At 61.8% G+C, this 19,420-nt stretch carries 19 protein-coding genes and 1 pseudogene; 16 read left to right on the top strand and 4 right to left on the bottom strand.

The window, feature by feature from the left end; translation table 11 throughout:
• Window positions 1–475 precede the first annotated feature (475 nt).
• Entirely contained in the window at window positions 476–1,597 is a 1,122-nt protein-coding gene (locus CWM54_RS27665; protein ID WP_012542999.1) for a cupin domain-containing protein, read from the top strand.
• 63 nt (window positions 1,598–1,660) lie between these two features.
• Here the strand turns inward: CWM54_RS27665 and CWM54_RS27660 are convergent, their stop codons facing one another.
• Together CWM54_RS27660 and cusR are read right to left on the bottom strand one after the other, a co-directional pair.
• Window positions 1,661–3,094, bottom strand: a complete 1,434-nt coding sequence (locus CWM54_RS27660) for a Cu(+)/Ag(+) sensor histidine kinase (protein WP_100699177.1) — start codon at window positions 3,092–3,094, stop codon at window positions 1,661–1,663.
• Window positions 3,084–3,767, bottom strand: coding sequence for a copper response regulator transcription factor CusR (gene cusR, locus CWM54_RS27655; RefSeq protein WP_100699176.1), 684 nt, complete (start codon window positions 3,765–3,767; stop codon window positions 3,084–3,086). The genes CWM54_RS27660 and cusR overlap by 11 nt, the downstream gene beginning before the upstream one ends.
• Before the next feature lie 172 nt (window positions 3,768–3,939).
• Here cusR and CWM54_RS27650 point away from each other — a divergent pair, with 172 nt between their 5' ends.
• The 5 genes from CWM54_RS27650 to CWM54_RS27630 all read left to right on the top strand — a co-directional run bounded on the left by CWM54_RS27650 (window position 3,940) and on the right by CWM54_RS27630 (window position 10,587).
• A complete protein-coding gene (locus CWM54_RS27650) occupies window positions 3,940–5,337 on the top strand; it encodes an efflux transporter outer membrane subunit (protein ID WP_100699178.1) in 1,398 nt (465 codons plus the stop codon).
• A gap of 17 nt (window positions 5,338–5,354) precedes the next feature.
• The gene (gene cusF / locus CWM54_RS27645) at window positions 5,355–5,699 is read left to right on the top strand and encodes a cation efflux system protein CusF (RefSeq protein WP_049025893.1); all 345 of its coding nucleotides are present in this window, start codon (window positions 5,355–5,357) and stop codon (window positions 5,697–5,699) included.
• Window positions 5,700–5,743: 44 nt separating this feature from the next.
• On the top strand, window positions 5,744–7,006 hold the full coding sequence (locus CWM54_RS27640) for an efflux RND transporter periplasmic adaptor subunit (RefSeq protein ID WP_100699174.1): 1,263 nt from the start codon (window positions 5,744–5,746) through the stop codon (window positions 7,004–7,006).
• 11 nt (window positions 7,007–7,017) lie between these two features.
• Window positions 7,018–10,167: a CusA/CzcA family heavy metal efflux RND transporter gene (locus CWM54_RS27635; protein WP_100699172.1), complete on the top strand. Its 3,150-nt coding sequence runs from the start codon at window positions 7,018–7,020 to the stop codon at window positions 10,165–10,167.
• Between the two features lie 72 nt (window positions 10,168–10,239).
• Entirely contained in the window at window positions 10,240–10,587 is a 348-nt protein-coding gene (locus CWM54_RS27630; RefSeq protein ID WP_100699170.1) for a DUF1294 domain-containing protein, read from the top strand.
• A 9-nt stretch (window positions 10,588–10,596) separates the two neighbouring features.
• On the opposite strand, the gene CWM54_RS27625 is transcribed toward CWM54_RS27630, so the two are convergent.
• Window positions 10,597–11,130, bottom strand: coding sequence for a lipocalin family protein (locus CWM54_RS27625; protein ID WP_009309842.1), 534 nt, complete (start codon window positions 11,128–11,130; stop codon window positions 10,597–10,599).
• Window positions 11,131–11,247: 117 nt separating this feature from the next.
• On the opposite strand from CWM54_RS27625, the gene CWM54_RS27620 reads away from it, so the two are divergent.
• From CWM54_RS27620 to CWM54_RS27575, 10 genes are all read left to right on the top strand, one after another.
• Complete coding sequence (locus tag CWM54_RS27620) at window positions 11,248–11,976, top strand: MerR family transcriptional regulator (RefSeq protein WP_061155921.1); 729 nt, start codon at window positions 11,248–11,250, stop codon at window positions 11,974–11,976.
• A gap of 232 nt (window positions 11,977–12,208) precedes the next feature.
• On the top strand, window positions 12,209–12,643 hold the full coding sequence (locus tag CWM54_RS27615) for a nuclear transport factor 2 family protein (RefSeq protein ID WP_100681650.1): 435 nt from the start codon (window positions 12,209–12,211) through the stop codon (window positions 12,641–12,643).
• Window positions 12,640–13,359, top strand: coding sequence for an SDR family NAD(P)-dependent oxidoreductase (locus tag CWM54_RS27610; RefSeq protein ID WP_100681651.1), 720 nt, complete (start codon window positions 12,640–12,642; stop codon window positions 13,357–13,359). Before CWM54_RS27615 ends, CWM54_RS27610 begins: the two co-directional genes overlap by 4 nt.
• Window positions 13,356–14,615, top strand: coding sequence for an NAD(P)/FAD-dependent oxidoreductase (locus tag CWM54_RS27605; protein ID WP_100699168.1), 1,260 nt, complete (start codon window positions 13,356–13,358; stop codon window positions 14,613–14,615). Before CWM54_RS27610 ends, CWM54_RS27605 begins: the two co-directional genes overlap by 4 nt.
• A gap of 1 nt (window position 14,616) precedes the next feature.
• A complete protein-coding gene (locus tag CWM54_RS27600) occupies window positions 14,617–15,339 on the top strand; it encodes a DUF1365 domain-containing protein (RefSeq protein WP_100699166.1) in 723 nt (240 codons plus the stop codon).
• Window positions 15,336–16,556, top strand: a complete 1,221-nt coding sequence (locus CWM54_RS27595) for an SAM-dependent methyltransferase (protein WP_100699164.1) — start codon at window positions 15,336–15,338, stop codon at window positions 16,554–16,556. Before CWM54_RS27600 ends, CWM54_RS27595 begins: the two co-directional genes overlap by 4 nt.
• Entirely contained in the window at window positions 16,553–17,038 is a 486-nt protein-coding gene (locus CWM54_RS27590; protein ID WP_080925020.1) for a DUF2878 domain-containing protein, read from the top strand. Before CWM54_RS27595 ends, CWM54_RS27590 begins: the two co-directional genes overlap by 4 nt.
• The gene (locus CWM54_RS27585; RefSeq protein ID WP_100699162.1) at window positions 17,035–17,559 is read left to right on the top strand and encodes a hypothetical protein; all 525 of its coding nucleotides are present in this window, start codon (window positions 17,035–17,037) and stop codon (window positions 17,557–17,559) included. Before CWM54_RS27590 ends, CWM54_RS27585 begins: the two co-directional genes overlap by 4 nt.
• The gene (locus tag CWM54_RS27580) at window positions 17,556–18,107 is read left to right on the top strand and encodes a DUF3833 domain-containing protein (protein WP_100699160.1); all 552 of its coding nucleotides are present in this window, start codon (window positions 17,556–17,558) and stop codon (window positions 18,105–18,107) included. Before CWM54_RS27585 ends, CWM54_RS27580 begins: the two co-directional genes overlap by 4 nt.
• A complete protein-coding gene (locus CWM54_RS27575) occupies window positions 18,104–19,063 on the top strand; it encodes a YbgA family protein (RefSeq protein WP_100699158.1) in 960 nt (319 codons plus the stop codon). The genes CWM54_RS27580 and CWM54_RS27575 overlap by 4 nt, the downstream gene beginning before the upstream one ends.
• Before the next feature lie 239 nt (window positions 19,064–19,302).
• Here CWM54_RS27575 and CWM54_RS29380 read toward each other — a convergent pair.
• A pseudogene (locus CWM54_RS29380) lies at window positions 19,303–19,420 on the bottom strand (hypothetical protein); the annotation flags it as partial.

Raw genomic sequence — 19,420 nt, 5'->3', positions numbered from 1 at the left:
GATTGTCTGATAAATTGTTAAAGAGCAGTTGCGACGCGCTTTAGCGCTCTGTCGCGAGGTGGCGTATATTACGCTTTCCTCTTTCAGAGTCAACCCTGAATTTCAGGATTTTTCTCTTCAACCGAACCGGCTGTTTGTGTGAAGTGATTCACATCTGCCGTGTCAGTGGGAGCGCATTATAGGGAGTTCGCCGGAAGTAGCAAGCGTTAAAATAGAAAAATCTTATCGACCGCTCATTATTTGAACTTTTCGCTTATTCATCTTCTTACCATTCAAGGCGCCATCCCAGTGTTCATGCGGCCTGCAGCGCAGTTTACGCTAATATCGTTTTTTGGCAAAAATGTGATTTTTCTCTCTTACCCAACGCCATTATCACGCCGATGGTGAATTAAGCACCACTCTTGACCCACGACAAAGCGCCCACCTGGCCCCCGTTTCTATAATCAGGCCCGTTTCTTCTTACTGGTAATAATCGATGGCTTATCAACTCAACATTAACTGGCCCGAGTTTTTAGAGAAGTACTGGCAAAAACAGCCGGTGGTATTAAAAAACGCGTTTCCGGACTTCGTCGACCCGATTACCCCGGACGAGCTGGCCGGATTAGCCATGGAGCCGGAAGTCGACAGCCGGCTGGTCAGCCTGACCAACGGCAAATGGCAGGCCAGCAATGGACCTTTTGAACATTTCGACGGGCTGGGCGAAACCGGTTGGTCGCTGCTGGCCCAGGCGGTAAACCACTGGCATATGCCCGCCGCCGAGCTGGTGCGCCCGTTCCGCGTACTGCCGGACTGGCGCCTGGACGACCTGATGATCTCCTTCTCCGTCCCGGGTGGCGGCGTCGGCCCGCATATCGATCAGTATGACGTCTTTATTATTCAGGGCATGGGCAGCCGCCGTTGGCGCGTGGGCGATAAGCTGCCGATGCGTCAGTTCTGCCCGCATCCGGCACTGCTGCACGTCGATCCGTTCCCGCCGATCATTGATGAAGATCTGCAGCCGGGCGACATCCTCTATATTCCACCAGGATTCCCGCACGATGGCGTGACCCACGAAACCGCGCTGAACTACTCCGTCGGCTTCCGCGGGCCAAACGGTCGCGACCTGATCAGCAGCTTCGCCGACTATGTGCTGGAGAACGATCTTGGCGGCGAGCACTACAGCGATCCGGACCTCACCTGCCGCGAGCATCCGGGCCGGGTTGAAGAGTATGAACTCGAACGTCTGCGCACCATGATGATCGACATGATTCGCCAGCCGGAAGACTTCAAGCAGTGGTTCGGCAGTTTCGTGACCACCCCGCGTCACGAGCTGGATATTGCGCCGGCGGAACCACCGTATGAAGAAGAGGAAGTGGTCGATGCGCTGCTGGGCGGCGAAAAGCTTTCTCGTCTGAGCGGCCTGCGCGTTCTGCATATCGGCGACAGCTTCTTCGTGCATAGCGAACAGCTGGACACCACCGATGCCGAAGCGCTGGATGCGCTGTGCCGCTATACCTCATTAGGTCAGGAAGAGCTCGGCAGCGGCCTGCAGAATCCGGCGTTCGTGAGCGAACTGACGCGGCTGATTAATCAGGGCTACTGGTACTTCGAAGAGTAAGAGAGCGGCAATACTGCGGGCGGCCGCCTGGCGCTGCCCGCTGACTTTCAGCCGTTATTGCGTCTATTTCGGCAGCACGATAATAAAACGCGTAGAGCGCAGATCGGACTGCACCGCTACGCTGCCGTGGTGGGCGCTGACGATGGATTTCACAATCGCCAGGCCGATACCGCTGCCCTCGCCTTTGCGCTGACGCGAGGGGTCGACGCGATAGAAACGGTCAAACAGCCGCGGCAGATGCTCGGCGGCAATCGGCGTACCGGGATTCTCCACCACCAGACGGATCGTCTCGGCGCTTTCGCTCAACTGGATGGTCACCGCCTGGCCGGCCGGCGTGTAGCGGATCGCGTTCGACAGCAGGTTGCTGATCGCCCGCCGCAGCATCAGCGGATCGCCCGTCACCCGGCAGTGGCTACCGACAAAGCGCAGCGCCACCGCTTTCTCTTCCGCCCACGCCTCGAAAAACTCAAACACCTTATACACTTCCTCGGCCAGATCCAGCGCCCGTTGTTCGGGGATCAGCTGGTTATTATCCGCCTGGGCGAGGAACAGCATATCGCTGACCATCCGTGACATCCGCGAGAACTCTTCAAGATTGGAATAGAGCACCTCTTCCAGCTCCTGCTGGCTGCGGCTCTGGCTTAAAGCGATTTCGGTTTGCGTCACCAGGTTGGTAATCGGCGTACGGATTTCGTGGGCAATATCGGCGGAGAAGTTGGACTGGCGGGTAAAGACATCCTCTATGCGCTCCAGCATATGGTTAAACGACAGCGCCAGCCGCTCCAGCTCGATAGGCACGGCCTGCGGGTCGAGGCGCACGTCGAGATCCCGCGAGGTAATATTCTGGATCTGGCGGCTGATCTGGCGGATGGGCTTATGCCCCTGATAGACCACAAACAGCACGATAGCGATGATCAGCAAGCTGATTATCGTCGCCGCGGAAATCAGCTTCGCTTTCAGCTCATTAATATAGTGCAGGTGAAAATCGATGGATAAGGCCATCAGCAGGTGGTACGCCGGTTTGCCGTCCGCCTGCTTGCCCAGCGGCAGCATGATCAGCCGCCAGGAGCGGGTCTCCATTTGATGATTATCATGAACCATCTTCCGCGGCTGCGGGTCAGTCCATGAAATCACATTCCCGTCGCGCAACTGCATCGCCAGCCCCGGCGTACTCAGCATATGGCTGAGATCCGGCCCGTCGGGCGACTGAAACAGAATATTGCCCTGGCCGTCGTCCAGACAGATAAAGACGTTGGCGTAACCCGCAATGATATTCCTCACGATCTCCAGCCGCCGCGCCTGCGGGTAGTCGGCGTGGTTGAGCACCGTCTCCAGCGTGGTGCTGAGCTGCCTGAGATCGTGCACGTCGCGCTCTTCAAAGTGGGCCTTCACCGAATGGATCATGATCCAGGTGAAAGCAAAGAAGGCAATGATGGTGGCGAGGCTAATAAAGAAGGTCAGCCGGGTGGCCAGGGAAAAGGGGCGCTTAGCGGCCATCCGGCACCTCAAGCATATAGCCAACGCCGCGCACGGTCTGGATTAGCTTCGGCTCGAAGTCGTTATCAATTTTGGCGCGCAGCCGCTTCACCGCCACGTCAATGGCGTTAGTGTCGCTGTCGAAATTCATATCCCAGACCTGCGAGGCAATTAACGAACGCGGCAGCACCTCGCCCTGATGGCGCAGGAAGAACTCCAGCAGAGTGAACTCCTTACTGGTCAGGGTGATACGCGTCGCGCCGCGCGTCACCTTGCGGCTGACCAAATCGACGCTGAGATCCGCCGCCTGAAACTGGCTTTCGACGATGACCGCCGCTCCACGGCGCAGCAGGGTCCGCACCCGCGCCAGCAGCTCCGCAAAAGCAAATGGCTTCACCAGATAGTCGTCGGCGCCCAGCTCCAGCCCCTTCACCCGATGCTCAATAGTGCCAAGCGCGGTGAGCAGCAGGATCGGCATGCCTTTATTGGCGGCGCGCAGCATGCGGACGATATCCCAGCCGTTCACGTCTGGCAGCATAATGTCGAGGATCAGCAGATCGTAGTCGCTGGTCATCGCCAGGTGATAGCCGTTGAGGCCGTTATCGACCAGGTCGACGACGAAGCCGGCCTCGGTGAGCCCTTTGGTCAGGTACTCTCCGGTTTTCCTCTCATCTTCGACAATCAAAATCTTCACGGCAGGCTCCTTCACGCGCGTTCTGTGCGGGTATTCAATTTTAGAGGAGCGCCTCCGGATAGCAATGAAATATCAGGAAAATGACAGCTTTGTCATTTTCCTGTCACGCCCTGAACAGAGCCCGCTACGTAAAGTAGCTGCCATGGATAAATCGTCGAAACCGTCTGCCGCCATGCGCCCAATAAAGCTTCTTACCCTCAGCGTGATATTCGCCTTAATATTCGCCTTAACCGGCTGTCTGTCGCTCGCTCCGGACTACCAGCGCCCCGCCACGCCGGTGCCGCAGCAGTTCTCTCTCAGCCAGAACAAGCTGGTTACCGCGACGGCGGGTTACCAGGAGACCGGCTGGCGCACCTTTTTCGTCGATCCGCAGGTGAAAAGCCTGATCGGCACCGCGCTGATAAATAACCGCGATCTACGGATGGCGACGCTGAAAGTGCAGGAAGCCCGCGCCCAGTATCGGGTTACCGACGCCGACCGCTACCCGCAATTGAACGGTGACGGCAGCACCACCTATGGCGGCAAGCTTAAAGGCGACACAACCACCAGCAGCGATTATGCCGCCGGTCTGAATCTCAGCTACGACCTCGACTTCTTTGGCCGGTTGAAAAACCTCAGCGAGGCCGACCGGCAGAACTTCTTCGCCAGCGAAGAGGCGCGGCGTGCGGTGCATATCCTGTTGATTGCTAACGTTTCACAAAGCTATTTCAACCAGCGGCTGGCGGCAGCGCAGCTGCAGGTGGCCAACGACACCTTACAGAACTATCAGCAATCTTACGCCTTCGTTGAAAAACAGCTGCTGACCGGAAGCACCACCGTGCTGGCGCTGGAGCAGGCGCGCGGGATGATCGAAAGCACCCGCGCCGATATTGCCAAACGTCAGGGCCAGCTGGCGCAGGCCAATAACGCCCTGCAACTGCTGCTCGGCAGCTACCAGCATCTGCCGGACGATAGCGCCAGCAGCGCCATCGATCTGCAAGGCGTCACTCTGCCGCCATCGCTCTCCTCAGCGATCCTGCTGCAGCGGCCGGATATTCTGGAAGCGGAACACAGCCTGCTGGCGGCCAACGCCAACATCGGCGCCGCGCGGGCGGCCTTCTTCCCGTCGATCACCCTGACCAGCTCGCTCTCCGGCAGCAGCAGCGAACTCTCCAGCCTGTTTAACGCCGGCAGCGCGATGTGGAACTTCATCCCCAAAATCGAGCTGCCGATTTTCAACGCCGGGCGCAACCAGGCCAACCTTGACCTGGCGGAGATCCGCCAGCAGCAGCAGGTGGTCAACTATGAGCAAAAAATTCAGTCCGCCTTTAAAGAGGTGGCCGACGCGCTGGCTCTGCGCCAGAGCCTGGCCGATCAGATTGCCGCCCAGCAGCGCTATCTCGCTTCACTAAATATCACCCTGCAGCGCGCCAGCGCGCTCTATCGTCACGGCGCGGTCAGCTACATCGAAGTCCTGAGCGCCCAGCGCGACATTTTTACCACCCGACAAACCCTGCTGGAACTCAACTATTCCCGTCAGGCAAATGAAATCACCCTGTTCACCGCCCTCGGCGGCGGCTGGATGGAATAACCCAAGGAGTCCCGATCATGAATTCACTCTCTAAAGTCGCCCTGTTCACTCTGATTTCTGGCGCGGTGTTCGCCGTCCAGGCCGCCGACCCGCACGCCGGCATGGCAATGCATGAACAGCCCGCCGCCGCGCAGGCGCAAAGCATCAGCGGCAAAGGCGTCATTAAAGCTATTGATATGGATAGCAAAAAAATCACCATCGCCCACGAGGCCATCCCGGCGGTGAACTGGCCGCCGATGACCATGCGCTTCACCATCACCCCGCAGACGCAGCTCAACAATGTGAAGAATGGCGACAGCGTGGACTTCACCTTCGTTCAGCAGGGCAACCTGTCGCTGCTGCAGGATATTCGCGCCAACTAATGGCCCGGCGACGGTAAGCCCCTCAACGACTAAATGGACGACACATGGCATCCCTGACACTGAAAAATACGGCGCTGATCCTCGGCAGCATGGTGATTGGCGGCGCGCTTACCGCGGCGCTGTACGCCCGATGGGCACCGACCCACGCTGCCGCTCCGGCGGCTGAGCAGCAGCGTAAAGTGCTGTTCTGGTACGACCCGATGTACCCGAACACCCGCTTCGATAAACCGGGTAAATCGCCGTTTATGGATATGGATCTGGTGCCAAAATACGCCGATGAGGAGAGTACCGCCGCCGGTGCGCCGGGGGTCCGTATCGACCCGACGCAGACCCAGAATCTCGGCGTAAAAACCGCCGCGGTCACCCGCGGGCCGCTGCGCTACGCTCAGACCTTCCCGGCCAACATTAGCTATAACGAGTACCAGTATGTGATTATGCAGGCGCGGGCGGCGGGCTTTATCAATAAAGTCTATCCGCTGACCGTCGGCGACAAAGTGAAGCAAGGCACGCCGTTACTCGAGCTGACCATCCCGGACTGGGTGGAAGCGCAGAGCGAATATCTGTTGTTGCAGGAAACCGGCGGCACCGCCACCCAGGTTGAGGGGATCCTCGAACGCCTGCGCCTTGCCGGAATGCCGGATGACGATATCCGCCGCCTGAAAGCCACGCGTAAAATCCAGACCCGCTTTACCCTCAAAGCCCCCATCGATGGTGTTATTACCGCCTTCGATCTGCGTGCCGGAATGAACATCGCCAAAGATAATGTGGTGGCGAAAATCCAGGGTATGGATCCGGTGTGGGTCAGCGTGGCGGTGCCGGAATCCATCGCCTGGCTAATTAAAGACGCCTCGCAGTTCAGAATTCAGGTTCCCGCCTGGCCGGGGAAAACCTTCAGCATCAACAAATGGACCCTTCTCCCCAGCGTCGATAGCGCCACCCGCACCCTGCAGCTGCGCCTGCAGGTCAACAACCCGGATGAAGCGCTGAAGCCGGGGATGAACGCCTATCTGCAACTGACCAGTGAAAGCGAACCGATGCTGCTGATCCCCTCCAAAGCGCTGATCGACAGCGGCGACGAGCAGCGAGTGATTACCGTGGATAATGAGGGCCGCTTCGTGCCGAAACGCGTGCAGGTATTCCATGAATCCAATGGTGTCACGGCCATTCGCAGCGGGCTGCAGGAGGGTGAGAAAGTCGTCGCCAGCGGCCTGTTCCTGATCGACTCGGAGGCCAATATCGCCGGTGCGCTGGAGCGCATGCGTGCGCAGGCTCCCGGTACCGCGGCCCCTGCCGCCCACGCGCACTGAGGAACGGAACCATGATTGAATGGATTATCCGCCGCTCGGTGGCCAACCGTTTCCTGGTGATGATGGGCGCGTTGTTTCTCAGCATCTGGGGCACCTGGACTATCGTCCACACCCCGGTGGATGCCCTGCCGGACCTCTCTGATGTACAGGTGATCGTCAAAACCAGCTATCCGGGGCAGGCGCCGCAGATCGTCGAAAACCAGGTCACCTGGCCGCTGACCACCACCATGCTGTCGGTACCCGGCGCCAAAACGGTTCGCGGCTTCTCGCAGTTCGGCGACTCCTACGTATATGTGATATTTGAAGACGGCACCGATCCCTACTGGGCGCGCTCGCGGGTGCTGGAGTATCTCAACCAGGTACAGGGCAAACTGCCCGCCGGGGTGAGCGCCGAAATGGGCCCGGACGCCACCGGCGTTGGCTGGGTCTTCGAGTACGCGCTGGTTGACCGCAGCGGCAAGCATGACCTTGCCGAACTGCGCTCCCTGCAGGACTGGTTCTTAAAATATGAGCTGAAGACCATCCCTAACGTCTCGGAAGTGGCGTCGGTGGGCGGCGTGGTCAAGGAGTACCAGATTGTCGTCGACCCAATGAAGCTGACCCAGTACGGCATCAGCCTCGGCGAAGTGAAATCGGCCCTGGATGCCTCTAACCAGGAGGCGGGCGGCTCTTCCGTCGAACTCGCGGAAGCCGAATATATGGTGCGCGCCAGCGGTTATCTTCAGACCCTCGACGACTTCAAAAATATCGTGCTGAAAACCGGTGACAACGGTGTACCGGTCTATCTCGGCGACGTCGCGCGGGTGCAGATCGGCCCGGAGATGCGCCGTGGTATCGCCGAGCTTAACGGCGAAGGCGAAGTGGCCGGCGGCGTGGTGATCCTGCGCTCCGGCAAGAACGCCCGCGAGGTGATCTCGGCGGTCAAAGCGAAGCTGGCGTCGCTGCAAAGCAGCCTGCCGGAAGGGGTTGAAGTAGTCACCACCTACGACCGCAGCCAGCTTATCGACCGCGCCATCGACAACCTCAGCCACAAGCTGCTGGAAGAGTTTATCGTCGTCGCGCTGGTCTGCGCCCTGTTCCTGTGGCACGTGCGCTCGGCGCTGGTGGCGATTATCTCGCTGCCGCTCGGCCTGTGCTTCGCCTTTATCATGATGCATTTCCAGGGGCTCAACGCCAACATCATGTCGCTGGGCGGGATCGCCATTGCGGTGGGGGCGATGGTCGATGCCGCCATCGTGATGATTGAGAACGCCCATAAGCGGCTGGAGGAGTGGGAACATCAGCACCCGGGAGAGAAGCTCAGCAACGACACACGCTGGAAAATCATTACCGAGGCCTCGGTGGAGGTCGGCCCGGCGCTGTTTATCAGCCTGCTGATCATTACTCTGTCGTTTATCCCGATTTTCACCCTCGAAGGTCAGGAGGGCAAACTGTTCGGCCCGCTGGCCTTCACCAAAACCTGGTCGATGGCCGGGGCGGCGCTGCTGGCGATCGTGGTGATCCCGATCCTGATGGGCTTCTGGATCCGCGGCAGGATCCCGGCGGAGAGCAGCAACCCGCTGAACCGCTTTTTGATCCGCATTTATCACCCGCTGCTGCTGAAGGTGCTGCACTGGCCGAAGACTACCCTGCTGATCGCGCTCCTGTCGATCCTGACGGTTGTCTGGCCGCTTAACCGGGTCGGCGGCGAGTTTCTGCCGCAGATCAACGAGGGCGACCTGCTGTATATGCCGTCAACGCTGCCGGGGATCTCAGCTGCGCAGGCGGCGGATATGCTGCAGAAAACCGATAAGCTGATCATGACGGTGCCGGAAGTGGCCCGGGTGTTCGGCAAAACCGGCAAGGCCGAAACCGCCACCGACTCGGCGCCGCTGGAGATGGTAGAGACCACGATTCAGCTTAAGCCACAGGATCAGTGGCGACCGGGGATGACCATGGAGAAGATCGTCGAGGAGCTGGACAAGACCGTGCGCCTGCCGGGGCTGGCGAACCTGTGGGTGCCGCCGATCCGCAACCGCATCGACATGCTCTCCACCGGCATTAAGAGCCCGATTGGCATTAAGGTTTCCGGCACTAACCTGGCCGATATCGACGCCATCGCCGAGCAAATTGAAGGGGTGGCGCGCACCGTGCCGGGAGTCACGTCAGCGTTAGCCGAGCGGCTGGTCGGCGGGCGCTACCTCAACATTGATATTCAGCGCGAGAAGGCGGCCCGCTACGGGATGACCGTCGGCGACGTGCAGCTGTTCGTCTCGTCCGCCATCGGCGGCGCGATGGTTGGCGAAACGGTAGAGGGCGTCGAGCGCTATCCGATCAACATCCGCTACCCGCAGAGCTATCGCGACAGCCCGGAGACCCTGCGCCAGCTGCCGATCCTCACGCCGCTGAAGCAACAGATCGTCCTCGGCGACGTGGCTGAGGTGAAGGTGGTCACCGGACCATCGATGCTGAAGACCGAGAACGCCCGCCCGACCAGTTGGATCTACATCGACGCCCGCGACCGCGACATGGTGTCGGTAGTACACGATCTGCAGCAGGCCATCGGCAAGGAGGTGAAGCTGAAGCCGGGCATCAGTGTGTCCTACTCCGGGCAGTTTGAGCTGCTGGAGCGTGCCAATCAGAAGCTGAAGCTGATGGTGCCGATGACACTGATGATTATCTTCGTGCTGCTGTACCTGGCGTTCCGCCGCGTCGGCGAAGCGCTGCTGATCATCACCAGCGTGCCGTTCGCCCTTGTGGGCGGGATCTGGTTTCTCTACTGGATGGGGTTCCATCTGTCGGTAGCCACCGGGACCGGTTTTATCGCCCTGGCCGGGGTGGCGGCGGAGTTTGGCGTGGTGATGCTGATGTATCTGCGCCACGCCATCGAGGCGGAACCGTCGCTGGAGAATCCGCAGACTTTCAGCGTCGATAAGCTCGACGAGGCGCTGTACCAGGGGGCGGTGCTGCGCGTGCGGCCGAAGGCGATGACCGTGGCGGTGATTATCGCCGGCCTGCTGCCGATTTTATGGGGCACCGGCGCCGGGTCGGAAGTGATGAGTCGCATCGCCGCGCCGATGATTGGCGGGATGATCACCGCCCCGCTGCTGTCGCTGTTTATCATTCCGGCAGCGTATAAACTGATGTGGCTGTACCGGCATCGGAGCAAGCGTAGCGAATAGCCCGCCGCGTTTACGCCGGTCCGGGAAATTGGCTATAGTGGCGCCATTCTTCTGGCCGGCGTGAACGTCCCTATGAATCTAAACCTGGTATGTTATTCCCTGCTGCTGCTCACCGCCGTGGGCAGCGCCCTGCTGCCATACCCGCTGGCGATGTGGTTTTTACTGAGCAGCCTTCTGACATGGCTTATCTATGGCGCCGACAAGCTGGCGGCGCGCAAAGCCTGGCGACGGGTGCCGGAAACCACGCTGCTGGTACTGGGCCTGGCGGGAGGCTGGCCGGGGGCCATCCTCGGCCAGCAGTGCTTTCGTCATAAAACGCAAAAGCAGCCCTTCCGGCGGTGGTTTTTCATCAGCGTAACGCTGAACGTGGCGGCGCTGGCCGGGCTGTACGTGGTTTATACCCACCTGCTCAGCCGCTAAAGGGCGAGGCTAGCGCGGCGTCTGGCGGATCCACACCAGGCGATCGACGTCAAAGCCCAGCTCGCGCGCGGTATTCAGATAATCCTGCTTCACCGCCGCCGGAATGGTGGGGGTGCGCGACAGGATCCACAGATAGTCGCGGTTGGGGCCGCTGACCAGCGCGTACTGGTAGTCGTCGTCCAGGCGGATCACGTTATAGCCGCCGTAGAATGGCCCGAAGAACGACACCTTCAGCGCCGCGGTGGTGGGGGCGCCAGTGAAATAGGCTTTTCCGTCGCTCTCATTCCAGCGTTTTTTGACCGGGTCATAACCGCGATTGACGACGCTGATCCCCCCGTCGCTGCGGGTGCCGTAGGTGGCGGTCACCTGCTCCAGGCCTCGCTCGAAGCGATTCTCCAGGCGGGCGACTTCATACCATTTTCCAAGGTAACGGCTGGCGTCAAACCCGCTAATCGGCTGAACGCCCTTCGGCGGAGTGGGCGATTTGCAGGCCACCAGGGTCAACGCGATAGCGACGCCAGTGACAACAGGCCATAGCTTCATGAGAACTCCTTTCATTTACGCGGTTGGGGGAAAGTGTAGTGCAAAGCCGCTACACTTCACGCCAGCCGACATGATTCGTAGTATATTGAGAATATTCTTTGTTAACAGGTGGCCTCCATGCCTTACTCCATCGGCGAATTTGCCCGACTTTGCGGGATAAATGCGACCACGCTTCGCGCCTGGCAGCGCCGCTATGGCCTGCTCAAGCCGCTGCGCACCGATGGTGGTCACCGTCAGTACAGCGATGATGACGTCCAGCAGGCGCTGAAGATCCTCGACTGGGTGAAAAAAGGGGTACCGGTCAGCCAGGTGAAGCCCCTGCTGTCGCGCCCCGGCGCACGGCGCACCAACAACTGGCTGACGCTGCAGGAGACCATGCTGCAGCGGCTGAAAGAGGGAAAAATCGAGTCCCTGCGCCAGCTGATCTACGACGCCGGGCGCGAATATCCGCGCCAGGAGCTGGTCACCGAAGTGCTGCGTCCGCTGCGCAGCCAGGTCTCCGCCAACGTGCCGGCCATCATGACGCTACGCGAAATCCTCGACGGCATCATCATCGCCTATACCTCGTTTTGCCTTGAAGGCGACAAGAAGGCGCCCGGGGATAACTTTCTGATCACCGGCTGGCACCTGACCGACGCCTGCGAAATCTGGCTTGAGGCGCTCAAACGTACCGGCCAGGGTCATCGCATCGACGTCCTGCCGGTGCCTCCCGCCGCCCTGGCGCCGGAGATTTTCCCGGAGCGCAACTGGCTGCTGGTCACCAGCGGTAAACTCTCCGCCGCCCGTCAGAGGCAGGTCGAACTCTGGCAGCAGCAGGTCGTCTCCCTCGAGGTGATTCCGCTCTAACCCCCTGTTTTAACTTACCCCCACTCTCTGTTCCGCCAGCGCCCGGTGGCGCGGCGGGCTCACGCTTGCCCTTCGCACCACCCGCGATTTACCCCCTCTTAAAACACCAATCATAACAACATGATTTTTAACACAAATAAAATATATTTTTCCACAAACTTGGACAAATAATTTTATTTGTGTAAGTTTTAAGTATGCCATTACAGCACCGTATCTAGCCAGGATGTGATCCATGAGTACCTCGCTGTCCGTGATTCGTCGTTTCGTTGAGTACTACGCCGGGCTGGATGCGCAGCCGCCCGCGGCGCTGGCCGCGCTGTACCATCCGGACGCGACGCTGAGCGATCCTTTTGGGCAGCATCAGGGGCTGTTCGCTATCCAGCGCTACTTTACCCATCTGCTGGCCAACGTGGAGCAGTGCCGGTTCACCATCGACACGCCGCTTTGCGACGGCCAGCGGTTCGCCGTGACCTGGACCATGCACTGGTCGCATCCGCGCATTGCCGGTGGAGAAACCCTGGCCCTGCCGGGTTGCTCCGTGGTGGGCATCGCCGGGGAGCAGATCCTCCACCAGCGCGACTACTACGATGCCGGGGAGATGATCTACGAACATCTTCCCCTGCTGGGCTGGGCGGTGCGCGGCGTGAAGCGGAGGGTACGATCATGATGACGGTGCTCATCACCGGCGCCAGCTCCGGGATCGGCGCCGGTCTGGCGAAATCCTTCGCGGCGGATGGCCATCTGGTTATCGCCTGCGGGCGCGATGCTTCGCGCCTGTCGGCGCTCAAGCAGTTCAGCCCCAACATCAGCGGGCGCCTGTTCGATATGACAGACAGGGACGCCTGTCGCCAGGCGCTGACGGGCTGTTTTGCTGACCTGATCATTCTCTGCGCCGGGACCTGCGAATACCTCGACCATGGGCAGGTGGATGCCGCCCTCGTGGAGCGAGTGATGGCCACCAACTTCCTCGGGCCGGTGAACTGCCTGGCGGCGCTGCAGACGCAGCTGGAGGCAGGCGATCGGGTGGTGCTGGTCAGCTCGATGGCGCACTGGCTGCCCTTCCCGCGCGCGGAAGCCTATGGCGCCTCCAAGGCGGCGCTGACCTGGTTTGCCAACAGTCTGCGTCTGGACTGGGAGCCGAAAGGGGTGGCCGTCACGGTGGTCTCTCCGGGCTTCGTCGACACCCCGCTGACGCGCAAAAACGACTTCGCCATGCCTGGCCAGGTGAGCGTGGATCGGGCGGTGGCGGCGATCCGCCATGGCCTGGCGAAAGGCAAAAACCACATTGCCTTCCCCACCGGCTTCAGCCTGGCCCTGCAACTGCTGGCCAACCTGCCATCGGGTATCCAGCGCCTGCTGTTGCGCAGGATGGTGCGCTCATGAACATCGCCATCATCGGCAGCGGTATCGCCGGGCTGACCTGCGCCTGGCGGCTGGCCGGACACCATCAGGTGACGCTGTTCGAAGCGGGCGCCACGCCGGGCGGCCACACCGCCACCGTGGATGTCGCCACGCCGCAGGGCACCTGGGCCATCGATACCGGATTTATCGTCTACAACGATCGCACCTATCCGCGCTTTATGGGCCTGCTCAGCGAGCTGGGGATCGACGGGCAAAAAACGCAGATGAGTTTCTCGGTTCACAACCCGACCAGCGGCCTGGAGTACAACGGTCACAGCCTGACCTCGCTCTTCGCCCAGCGGCGCAATCTGCTGAAGCCAGCCTTCTGGGGGCTGCTGAGCGAGATCGTCCGCTTTAACCGGCTGGCGAAACTGGCGCTAACCGAGGCGCTGGATCCGGGGGCGACGCTGGAGAGCTTCCTCGCCCGCCACCGCTTCAGCCCCTTCTTCGCCCGCCACTATATTCTGCCGATGGGGGCAGCGATCTGGTCGTCGTCGCTGCAGGAGATGCGTCGCTTCCCGCTGCCGCTGTTTTTACGCTTCTTTGAACACCACGGCCTGCTGGATATTCGCGATCGCCCGCAGTGGTACGTGGTGCCCGGCGGTTCCCGGGAGTACGTTCGCGCCCTGCTCGCCAGGCTCGGCGATCGTCTGGATCTGCGGCTCAACGCGCCGGTACAGCAGGTGGACCGTCACCCGACGGGGGTCACCCTGCGGCTGGCGTCCGGGGAGGCGCATTTTGACCAGGTGATTTTCGCCTGCCACTCCACGCAGGCCCTGGCGATGCTGGCGGCTCCCACCGACTCCGAACGCGAAGTCCTCGGGGATATCGGCTGGCAGCGTAACGAGGTGGTGCTGCACAGCGATCCGCGCTGGCTGCCGGAGCGCCAGCGCGCCTGGGCCAGCTGGAACTATCGCCTGAGCGACGGGGATCGGGCCCGGGCCTGCGTCACCTACAACATGAATATTCTCCAGGGGCTGCCCGCGGGCGCGCCGCTGTTCTGCGTCACTCTGAACCCGGACGCGCCGGTGGATGACCGCTACGTCTGGCAGCGCTTCGTCTATGAGCATCCGCTGTTTAACCCGCAAAGCTGGTCGGCCCAGCTGCGGCGCGAAGAGATTAACGGCCAGCAGCGGAGCTGGTACTGCGGGGCCTACTGGTACAACGGCTTTCATGAGGACGGGGTGCGCAGCGCGCTCGATGTGGTGCAGGGCATCGCCGTGGCGGAGGGCAACTGAGATGAACAGCTGCCTCTATCAGGGCGTCCTGCGCCACCGTCGCCTGCAGCCGAAGGCGCACCACTTCGTCTACCGCCTGTTTATGGCCTGGCTCGACCTCGACGAACTGGACAGGCTGCCTGAGGCGGGCATCCGCCGCAACCGCCTGGCCGCCGCCGCCTGGTACGACGCCGATTATCCGCTGGGCGCGCCGCTGAAGGCCCAGGTGCTAAACCGGCTGGAGAGCCTGACCGGCTGCCGCCCGGCGGGACGCGTGATGCTCCTGACCCAGCTGCGCTACTTCGGCTTCCATTTTAATCCGGTCAACTTTTACTACTGCTATGACGAGGCCGACACCCTGCGCTGGGTGCTGGCCGAAGTGCGCAACACGCCGTGGAACGAGCGTCATTACTACGCGGTGGACGGCCAGCAGGCGCGCCCGCTGGAGAAAGCCTTTCACGTTTCGCCATTTAACCCAATGGACATGGTCTATCACTGGCGCTTCAACGCGCCCGGCAAAACGCTGCACATGCATATTGAAAACCATCAGGCCAGTAAGGTGTTCGACGCCACGCTGGCCCTGAGCCGCTTGCCGTTGACCCGCGCCAACCTGCGCGGGCTGCTGCTGCGTCTGCCGCTGATGACCCTGAAAACCGTCCTCGCCATCTACTGGCAGGCGCTGCGGCTGTGGCTGAAGCGCGTGCCGCTGTACAACCATCCTGTCAGCAGGAGTGAACGCTCATGACCGATCCCGTCTTTGCGCTTGAGCCCGATGTGCCGCGCAACGTGCGGCTCGCGCGCTGGCTGCTCTTTCGTCTGTTGAGCGGCCTCCGCGAAGGCTCGCTCACCGTGCGCGAAGGGTCGCAGACTTTTCATTTTGGCGACCCCGCCGCCGCGCTGCGCGCCGAGGCACGGGTCTGCACGCCGGAGGTGTACTGGCGTCTGCTGACCGGCGGCAGCCTGGCGGCGGCCGAGGCCTGGATGGACGGCGACTGGGAGAGCCACCAGCTGACGGCGCTGCTGCAGATCCTCGCGCGCAACGGCGAGGTGCTGGGGCGTCTGGAGCGCGGCTTTCGTCTGCTGGGCAAGCCCGTCGCCCGCCTGCACCACTGGACCCGCCGCAACACCCGCGCCCAGGCGCGAGAGAATATCGCCGCCCATTACGATCTCGGCAACGAATTTTATGCCCACTTTCTGGATGACGACCTGCTCTACTCCAGCGCGTTGTTTACCGATGACCAGCAGGATCTGACCCAGGCCCAGCGGGCCAAGATGGCGCGTCTGTGCGACCAGCTGGCGCTCACTCCCGGCGATCATTTGCTGGAGATTGGCACCGGTTGGGGGGCGCTGGCCGAGTACGCCGCCCGCCATTACGGCTGCCGGGTCACCACCACCACCCTTTCCCGGGAGCAGCACCGCTGGGCTACCGAGCGCATGGCCCGCGCCGGGCTGCAGGATCGCGTCGAGGTGCTGCTCTGCGACTACCGCGATCTGCGCGGCGAGTACGACAAACTGGTGTCAGTGGAGATGATTGAGGCGGTGGGCCAGCGCTACCTCCCGGCCTTCTTCCGCACCTGCCAGGCGCGCCTGCGCCCGGGTGGCAGAATGGCCCTGCAGGCGATCACCATCCAGGATCAGCGCTATCGCGACTACAGCAAAAGCGTCGATTTTATCCAGCGCTACATCTTCCCCGGCGGCTTTTTGCCCAGCATCACGGCAATGAGCGAGCTGATGACCCGCCATACCGATTTTGTGGTGCGCAACCTGTTCGACATGGGCCCGGACTACGCCCGCACCCTGGCCCACTGGCGGCAGCGTTTTACCCACGCCTGGCTGGATATTGAAAAGCTCGGCTTTGATGAGCGCTTCCGCCGGATGTGGCTCTACTACTTCGGCTACTGCGAAGCCGGATTTAACGCCCGCACCATCAGCGTGGTGCAGCTCACCGCGGAGCGGGTATGACACGCCCGGCGCAGCACCTGCTGATGGCCCTCGCGTTCGATGTTTACTGGACGCTGGTGGTGATGTTGCGCGAGCGCGGCCTGCTGATCTGGCTGACGCTGGCGATCTTCGCCTGGCTGCGGTTGCCGGCGGCCAGTCGTCCGCCCGCCCTGCTGTTGGCCGCGGCGGGCTGCGGCCTGGATGCCTGCTGGGCGCTGGCGGGACTGATCGATTTTCGCGGCGACAGCCTGCTACCCCTGTGGATGGTGGCCCTGTGGCTGATGTTCGCCGTCGTCTGGACCCGACTGACCCGCACCACGACGCTTCCCGGCTGGGTGCTGGCCACGGCGGCGACCGTCGGCGGCCCGGTGGCCTACCTGATCGGCGCTCGCCTCGGAGCCATGACCCTGCTGGTGCCGATGGCGCTTGCCGTGGCCGCCATGGCCTGCGGCTGGCTGGTGCTCATGCTGTTATTCCATCTGGGGATGGGGAGGCGAAAATGAGATTCGCCCTGTTACTGCTGTGGCTGACCACCCTCGCCCCGGCGGCCCACGCCGCCGACTGGCTGACGTGGCGTCGCGTCGGCGAGGCGACCCTCACCTGGGGGCCATTCACCGTCTATCACTCGCAGCTACGCACGCCCAATGGCCGGTATGACGGCCCGCAACAGGATCGGGCGCTGATCATCACCTACCGGCGCGATATCGATCGCGAGGCGCTGGTGGACGCCACCCGCGACCAGTGGCAGGCGCAGGGCATTCTGCAGCAGGAGCCGCGCAGCGAAGCCTGGCTGCGCATGCTGCAGGGGATCTGGCCGGATGTTGCGCCGGGCAGCCAGTTGGCGTTCGTGGTCAGCGGCGGCGAGGGGCAGTTCTGGTACCGCGCCAGCGCCGCGCAGACCGCCTTTACCCCGCTCGGTCCGCGCCAGTCGGCGGCGTTCAGCACCCGCTTTCTCGCCATCTGGCTCGATCCGCGCACCACTTATCCCAAACTGCGTCAGCAGTTGATCGGAGGTACACCATGAAACGCATTCTGACCCTTGGCCTGGCGCTGCTGATGCTGATCCTCGCCGGCTGCAGCACCGAGGTCACGGAGTACCGGCAGCAGCAGCCCGCCCTCGACATCTTTCACTATTTTCAGGGGCGAACCGAGGCGTGGGGGATGGTGCAGGATCGTAGCGGCAAGCAGCTGCGCCGCTTCCATGTAGCGATCGATGGCGACGTCGTCGGCGACACCCTGACCCTCCATGAGCGCTTTGTCTATGACGATGGCGAGAAGCAGCAGCGGGTGTGGCGCATTCGCCGCACCGACGATAACCGTTATCAGGGCACCGCCGGCGATATCGAAGGCGTGGCCAGCGGCCAGGCGGCGGGCAATGCCTTTCACTGGCGCTACAGCATGAACGTCGAGGCCAGCGGCAGCCGGTGGCTGCTGCACTTTGACGACTGGATGTTCCTGCAGGACGGCAGCCATTTGTTTAACAAAACCGAGATGAAGAAATTCGGCATTACGGTCGCCACCGTGACCCTTTTCTTTACCCGAACCACAGCAGAAGAGAGGACAGCGCCATGAACACGCAACCTGTCATTGGGATCAGCGGATGTTTAACCGGCTCAGCCGTGCGATTCGACGGCGGGCATAAGCGTATGGGCTTTGTGATGGATGAGCTCGCGCAGTGGGTGGCGTTTAAGCCCGTCTGCCCGGAGATGGCGATCGGCCTGCCCGTTCCCCGCCCGGCGCTCCGCCTGGTGCAGACCCCGGTCGGGGAGATCCGTATGCGCTTCAGCCACGCCCCACACGAGGATGTGACGGAGAAGATGGCTGATTTCGCCAGAGCCCACCTGGCAACCCTGGGCGAACTGTCGGGCTTTATCGTCTGCGCCAAATCGCCGAGCTGCGGGATGGAGCGCGTGCGGCTGTACGATGAAAAAGGCAACCGCGGGCGTAAGGAAGGCGTGGGGCTGTTTACCGGCGCCCTGATGGCGCGCTACCCGTGGCTGCCGGTGGAAGAGGATGGCCGGCTGCACGATCCGCTGCTGCGGGAGAATTTTGTCGAGCGCGTTTTCGCCCTGCATGAACTCAACGCCCTGCGCGCCCGCGGCCTGACCCGCCACGGCCTGCTGGCCTTTCACAGCCGCTACAAGCTGCAGCTGCTGGCTCACCACCAGGCGGGCTACCGGGAGATCGGCCCGTTCGTCGCCTCGCTGCATGAATGGGAGGATCTGGAGGCTTTCTTCGAGGTCTATCGCGAAAAGCTGATGGCGATCCTCAAGCAGCCCGCCTCGCGGAAAAACCACACCAACGTGCTGATGCATATTCAGGGTTATTTCCGCGACCAGCTCAACAGCCGCCAGCGCGGCGAGCTGCGGGAGGTGATCCTCAACTATCGCGCCGGGCTGCTGCCGATCCTCGCCCCGCTGACGCTGCTTAAGCACTATCTGGCCGAGTATCCGGATCGTTACCTGCAGGCGCAGAACTATTTTGACCCCTACCCGCAGGATCTGGCCCTGCGCCTGACGGTGAACTGAGGGGGACCAGGGCCAGCTGCCCGGCGGCGCTGTTGCTTGCCGGGCCTGGGGGGAAGGAGGTTTTCTGTAGGCCGGATAAGGCATTTATGCCGCCATCCGGCACTACCGCGGGTACGGCGCCTGACCGCCCGGCGGCGCTGCGCTTGCCGGGCCTACGTTGTGTGAGCCTGCGGGAAGGAACGTAGGCCGGATAAGGCGTCAGCCGCCATCCGGCATACATGCGGGCACAGGCTATCGCATCAGAACCACGCCTCAAACATCCCGCCGACGTTCAGCGAATCCAGCTGCTGGTCCTGGGTGCCGTTAACCTTCGCGGTGTGCTCGTTGTCCACCTGACCGCCGGTCACATAGAAGCGC

It is taken from the genome of Klebsiella sp. D-Nf1, from assembly GCF_002810515.1.
Classification (GTDB): Bacteria; Pseudomonadota; Gammaproteobacteria; order Enterobacterales; family Enterobacteriaceae; genus Klebsiella; species Klebsiella variicola.
The sequence above is the reverse complement of the archived record's forward strand: the minus strand, read 5'-3'. Positions and strand labels throughout refer to the sequence as shown.

What these genes read in the sequence shown, in the direction of transcription:
- CWM54_RS27605 (WP_100699168.1), top strand. Translation starts at nt 13,356, where the DNA reads ATGAACATCGCCATCATCGGCAGCGGTATCGCCGGGCTGACCTGCGCC.
- CWM54_RS27575 (WP_100699158.1), top strand. Translation starts at nt 18,104, where the DNA reads ATGAACACGCAACCTGTCATTGGGATCAGCGGATGTTTAACCGGCTCA.
- CWM54_RS27665 (WP_012542999.1), top strand. Translation starts at nt 476, where the DNA reads ATGGCTTATCAACTCAACATTAACTGGCCCGAGTTTTTAGAGAAGTAC.
- CWM54_RS27610 (WP_100681651.1), top strand. Translation starts at nt 12,640, where the DNA reads ATGATGACGGTGCTCATCACCGGCGCCAGCTCCGGGATCGGCGCCGGT.
- CWM54_RS27620 (WP_061155921.1), top strand. Translation starts at nt 11,248, where the DNA reads ATGCCTTACTCCATCGGCGAATTTGCCCGACTTTGCGGGATAAATGCG.
- CWM54_RS27660 (WP_100699177.1), bottom strand. Translation starts at nt 3,094, where the DNA reads ATGGCCGCTAAGCGCCCCTTTTCCCTGGCCACCCGGCTGACCTTCTTT.
- CWM54_RS27585 (WP_100699162.1), top strand. Translation starts at nt 17,035, where the DNA reads ATGAGATTCGCCCTGTTACTGCTGTGGCTGACCACCCTCGCCCCGGCG.
- CWM54_RS27635 (WP_100699172.1), top strand. Translation starts at nt 7,018, where the DNA reads ATGATTGAATGGATTATCCGCCGCTCGGTGGCCAACCGTTTCCTGGTG.
- CWM54_RS27600 (WP_100699166.1), top strand. Translation starts at nt 14,617, where the DNA reads ATGAACAGCTGCCTCTATCAGGGCGTCCTGCGCCACCGTCGCCTGCAG.
- CWM54_RS27650 (WP_100699178.1), top strand. Translation starts at nt 3,940, where the DNA reads ATGCGCCCAATAAAGCTTCTTACCCTCAGCGTGATATTCGCCTTAATA.
- CWM54_RS27640 (WP_100699174.1), top strand. Translation starts at nt 5,744, where the DNA reads ATGGCATCCCTGACACTGAAAAATACGGCGCTGATCCTCGGCAGCATG.
- CWM54_RS27590 (WP_080925020.1), top strand. Translation starts at nt 16,553, where the DNA reads ATGACACGCCCGGCGCAGCACCTGCTGATGGCCCTCGCGTTCGATGTT.
- CWM54_RS27625 (WP_009309842.1), bottom strand. Translation starts at nt 11,130, where the DNA reads ATGAAGCTATGGCCTGTTGTCACTGGCGTCGCTATCGCGTTGACCCTG.
- CWM54_RS27595 (WP_100699164.1), top strand. Translation starts at nt 15,336, where the DNA reads ATGACCGATCCCGTCTTTGCGCTTGAGCCCGATGTGCCGCGCAACGTG.
- CWM54_RS27580 (WP_100699160.1), top strand. Translation starts at nt 17,556, where the DNA reads ATGAAACGCATTCTGACCCTTGGCCTGGCGCTGCTGATGCTGATCCTC.
- cusF (WP_049025893.1), top strand. Translation starts at nt 5,355, where the DNA reads ATGAATTCACTCTCTAAAGTCGCCCTGTTCACTCTGATTTCTGGCGCG.
- CWM54_RS27615 (WP_100681650.1), top strand. Translation starts at nt 12,209, where the DNA reads ATGAGTACCTCGCTGTCCGTGATTCGTCGTTTCGTTGAGTACTACGCC.
- CWM54_RS27630 (WP_100699170.1), top strand. Translation starts at nt 10,240, where the DNA reads ATGAATCTAAACCTGGTATGTTATTCCCTGCTGCTGCTCACCGCCGTG.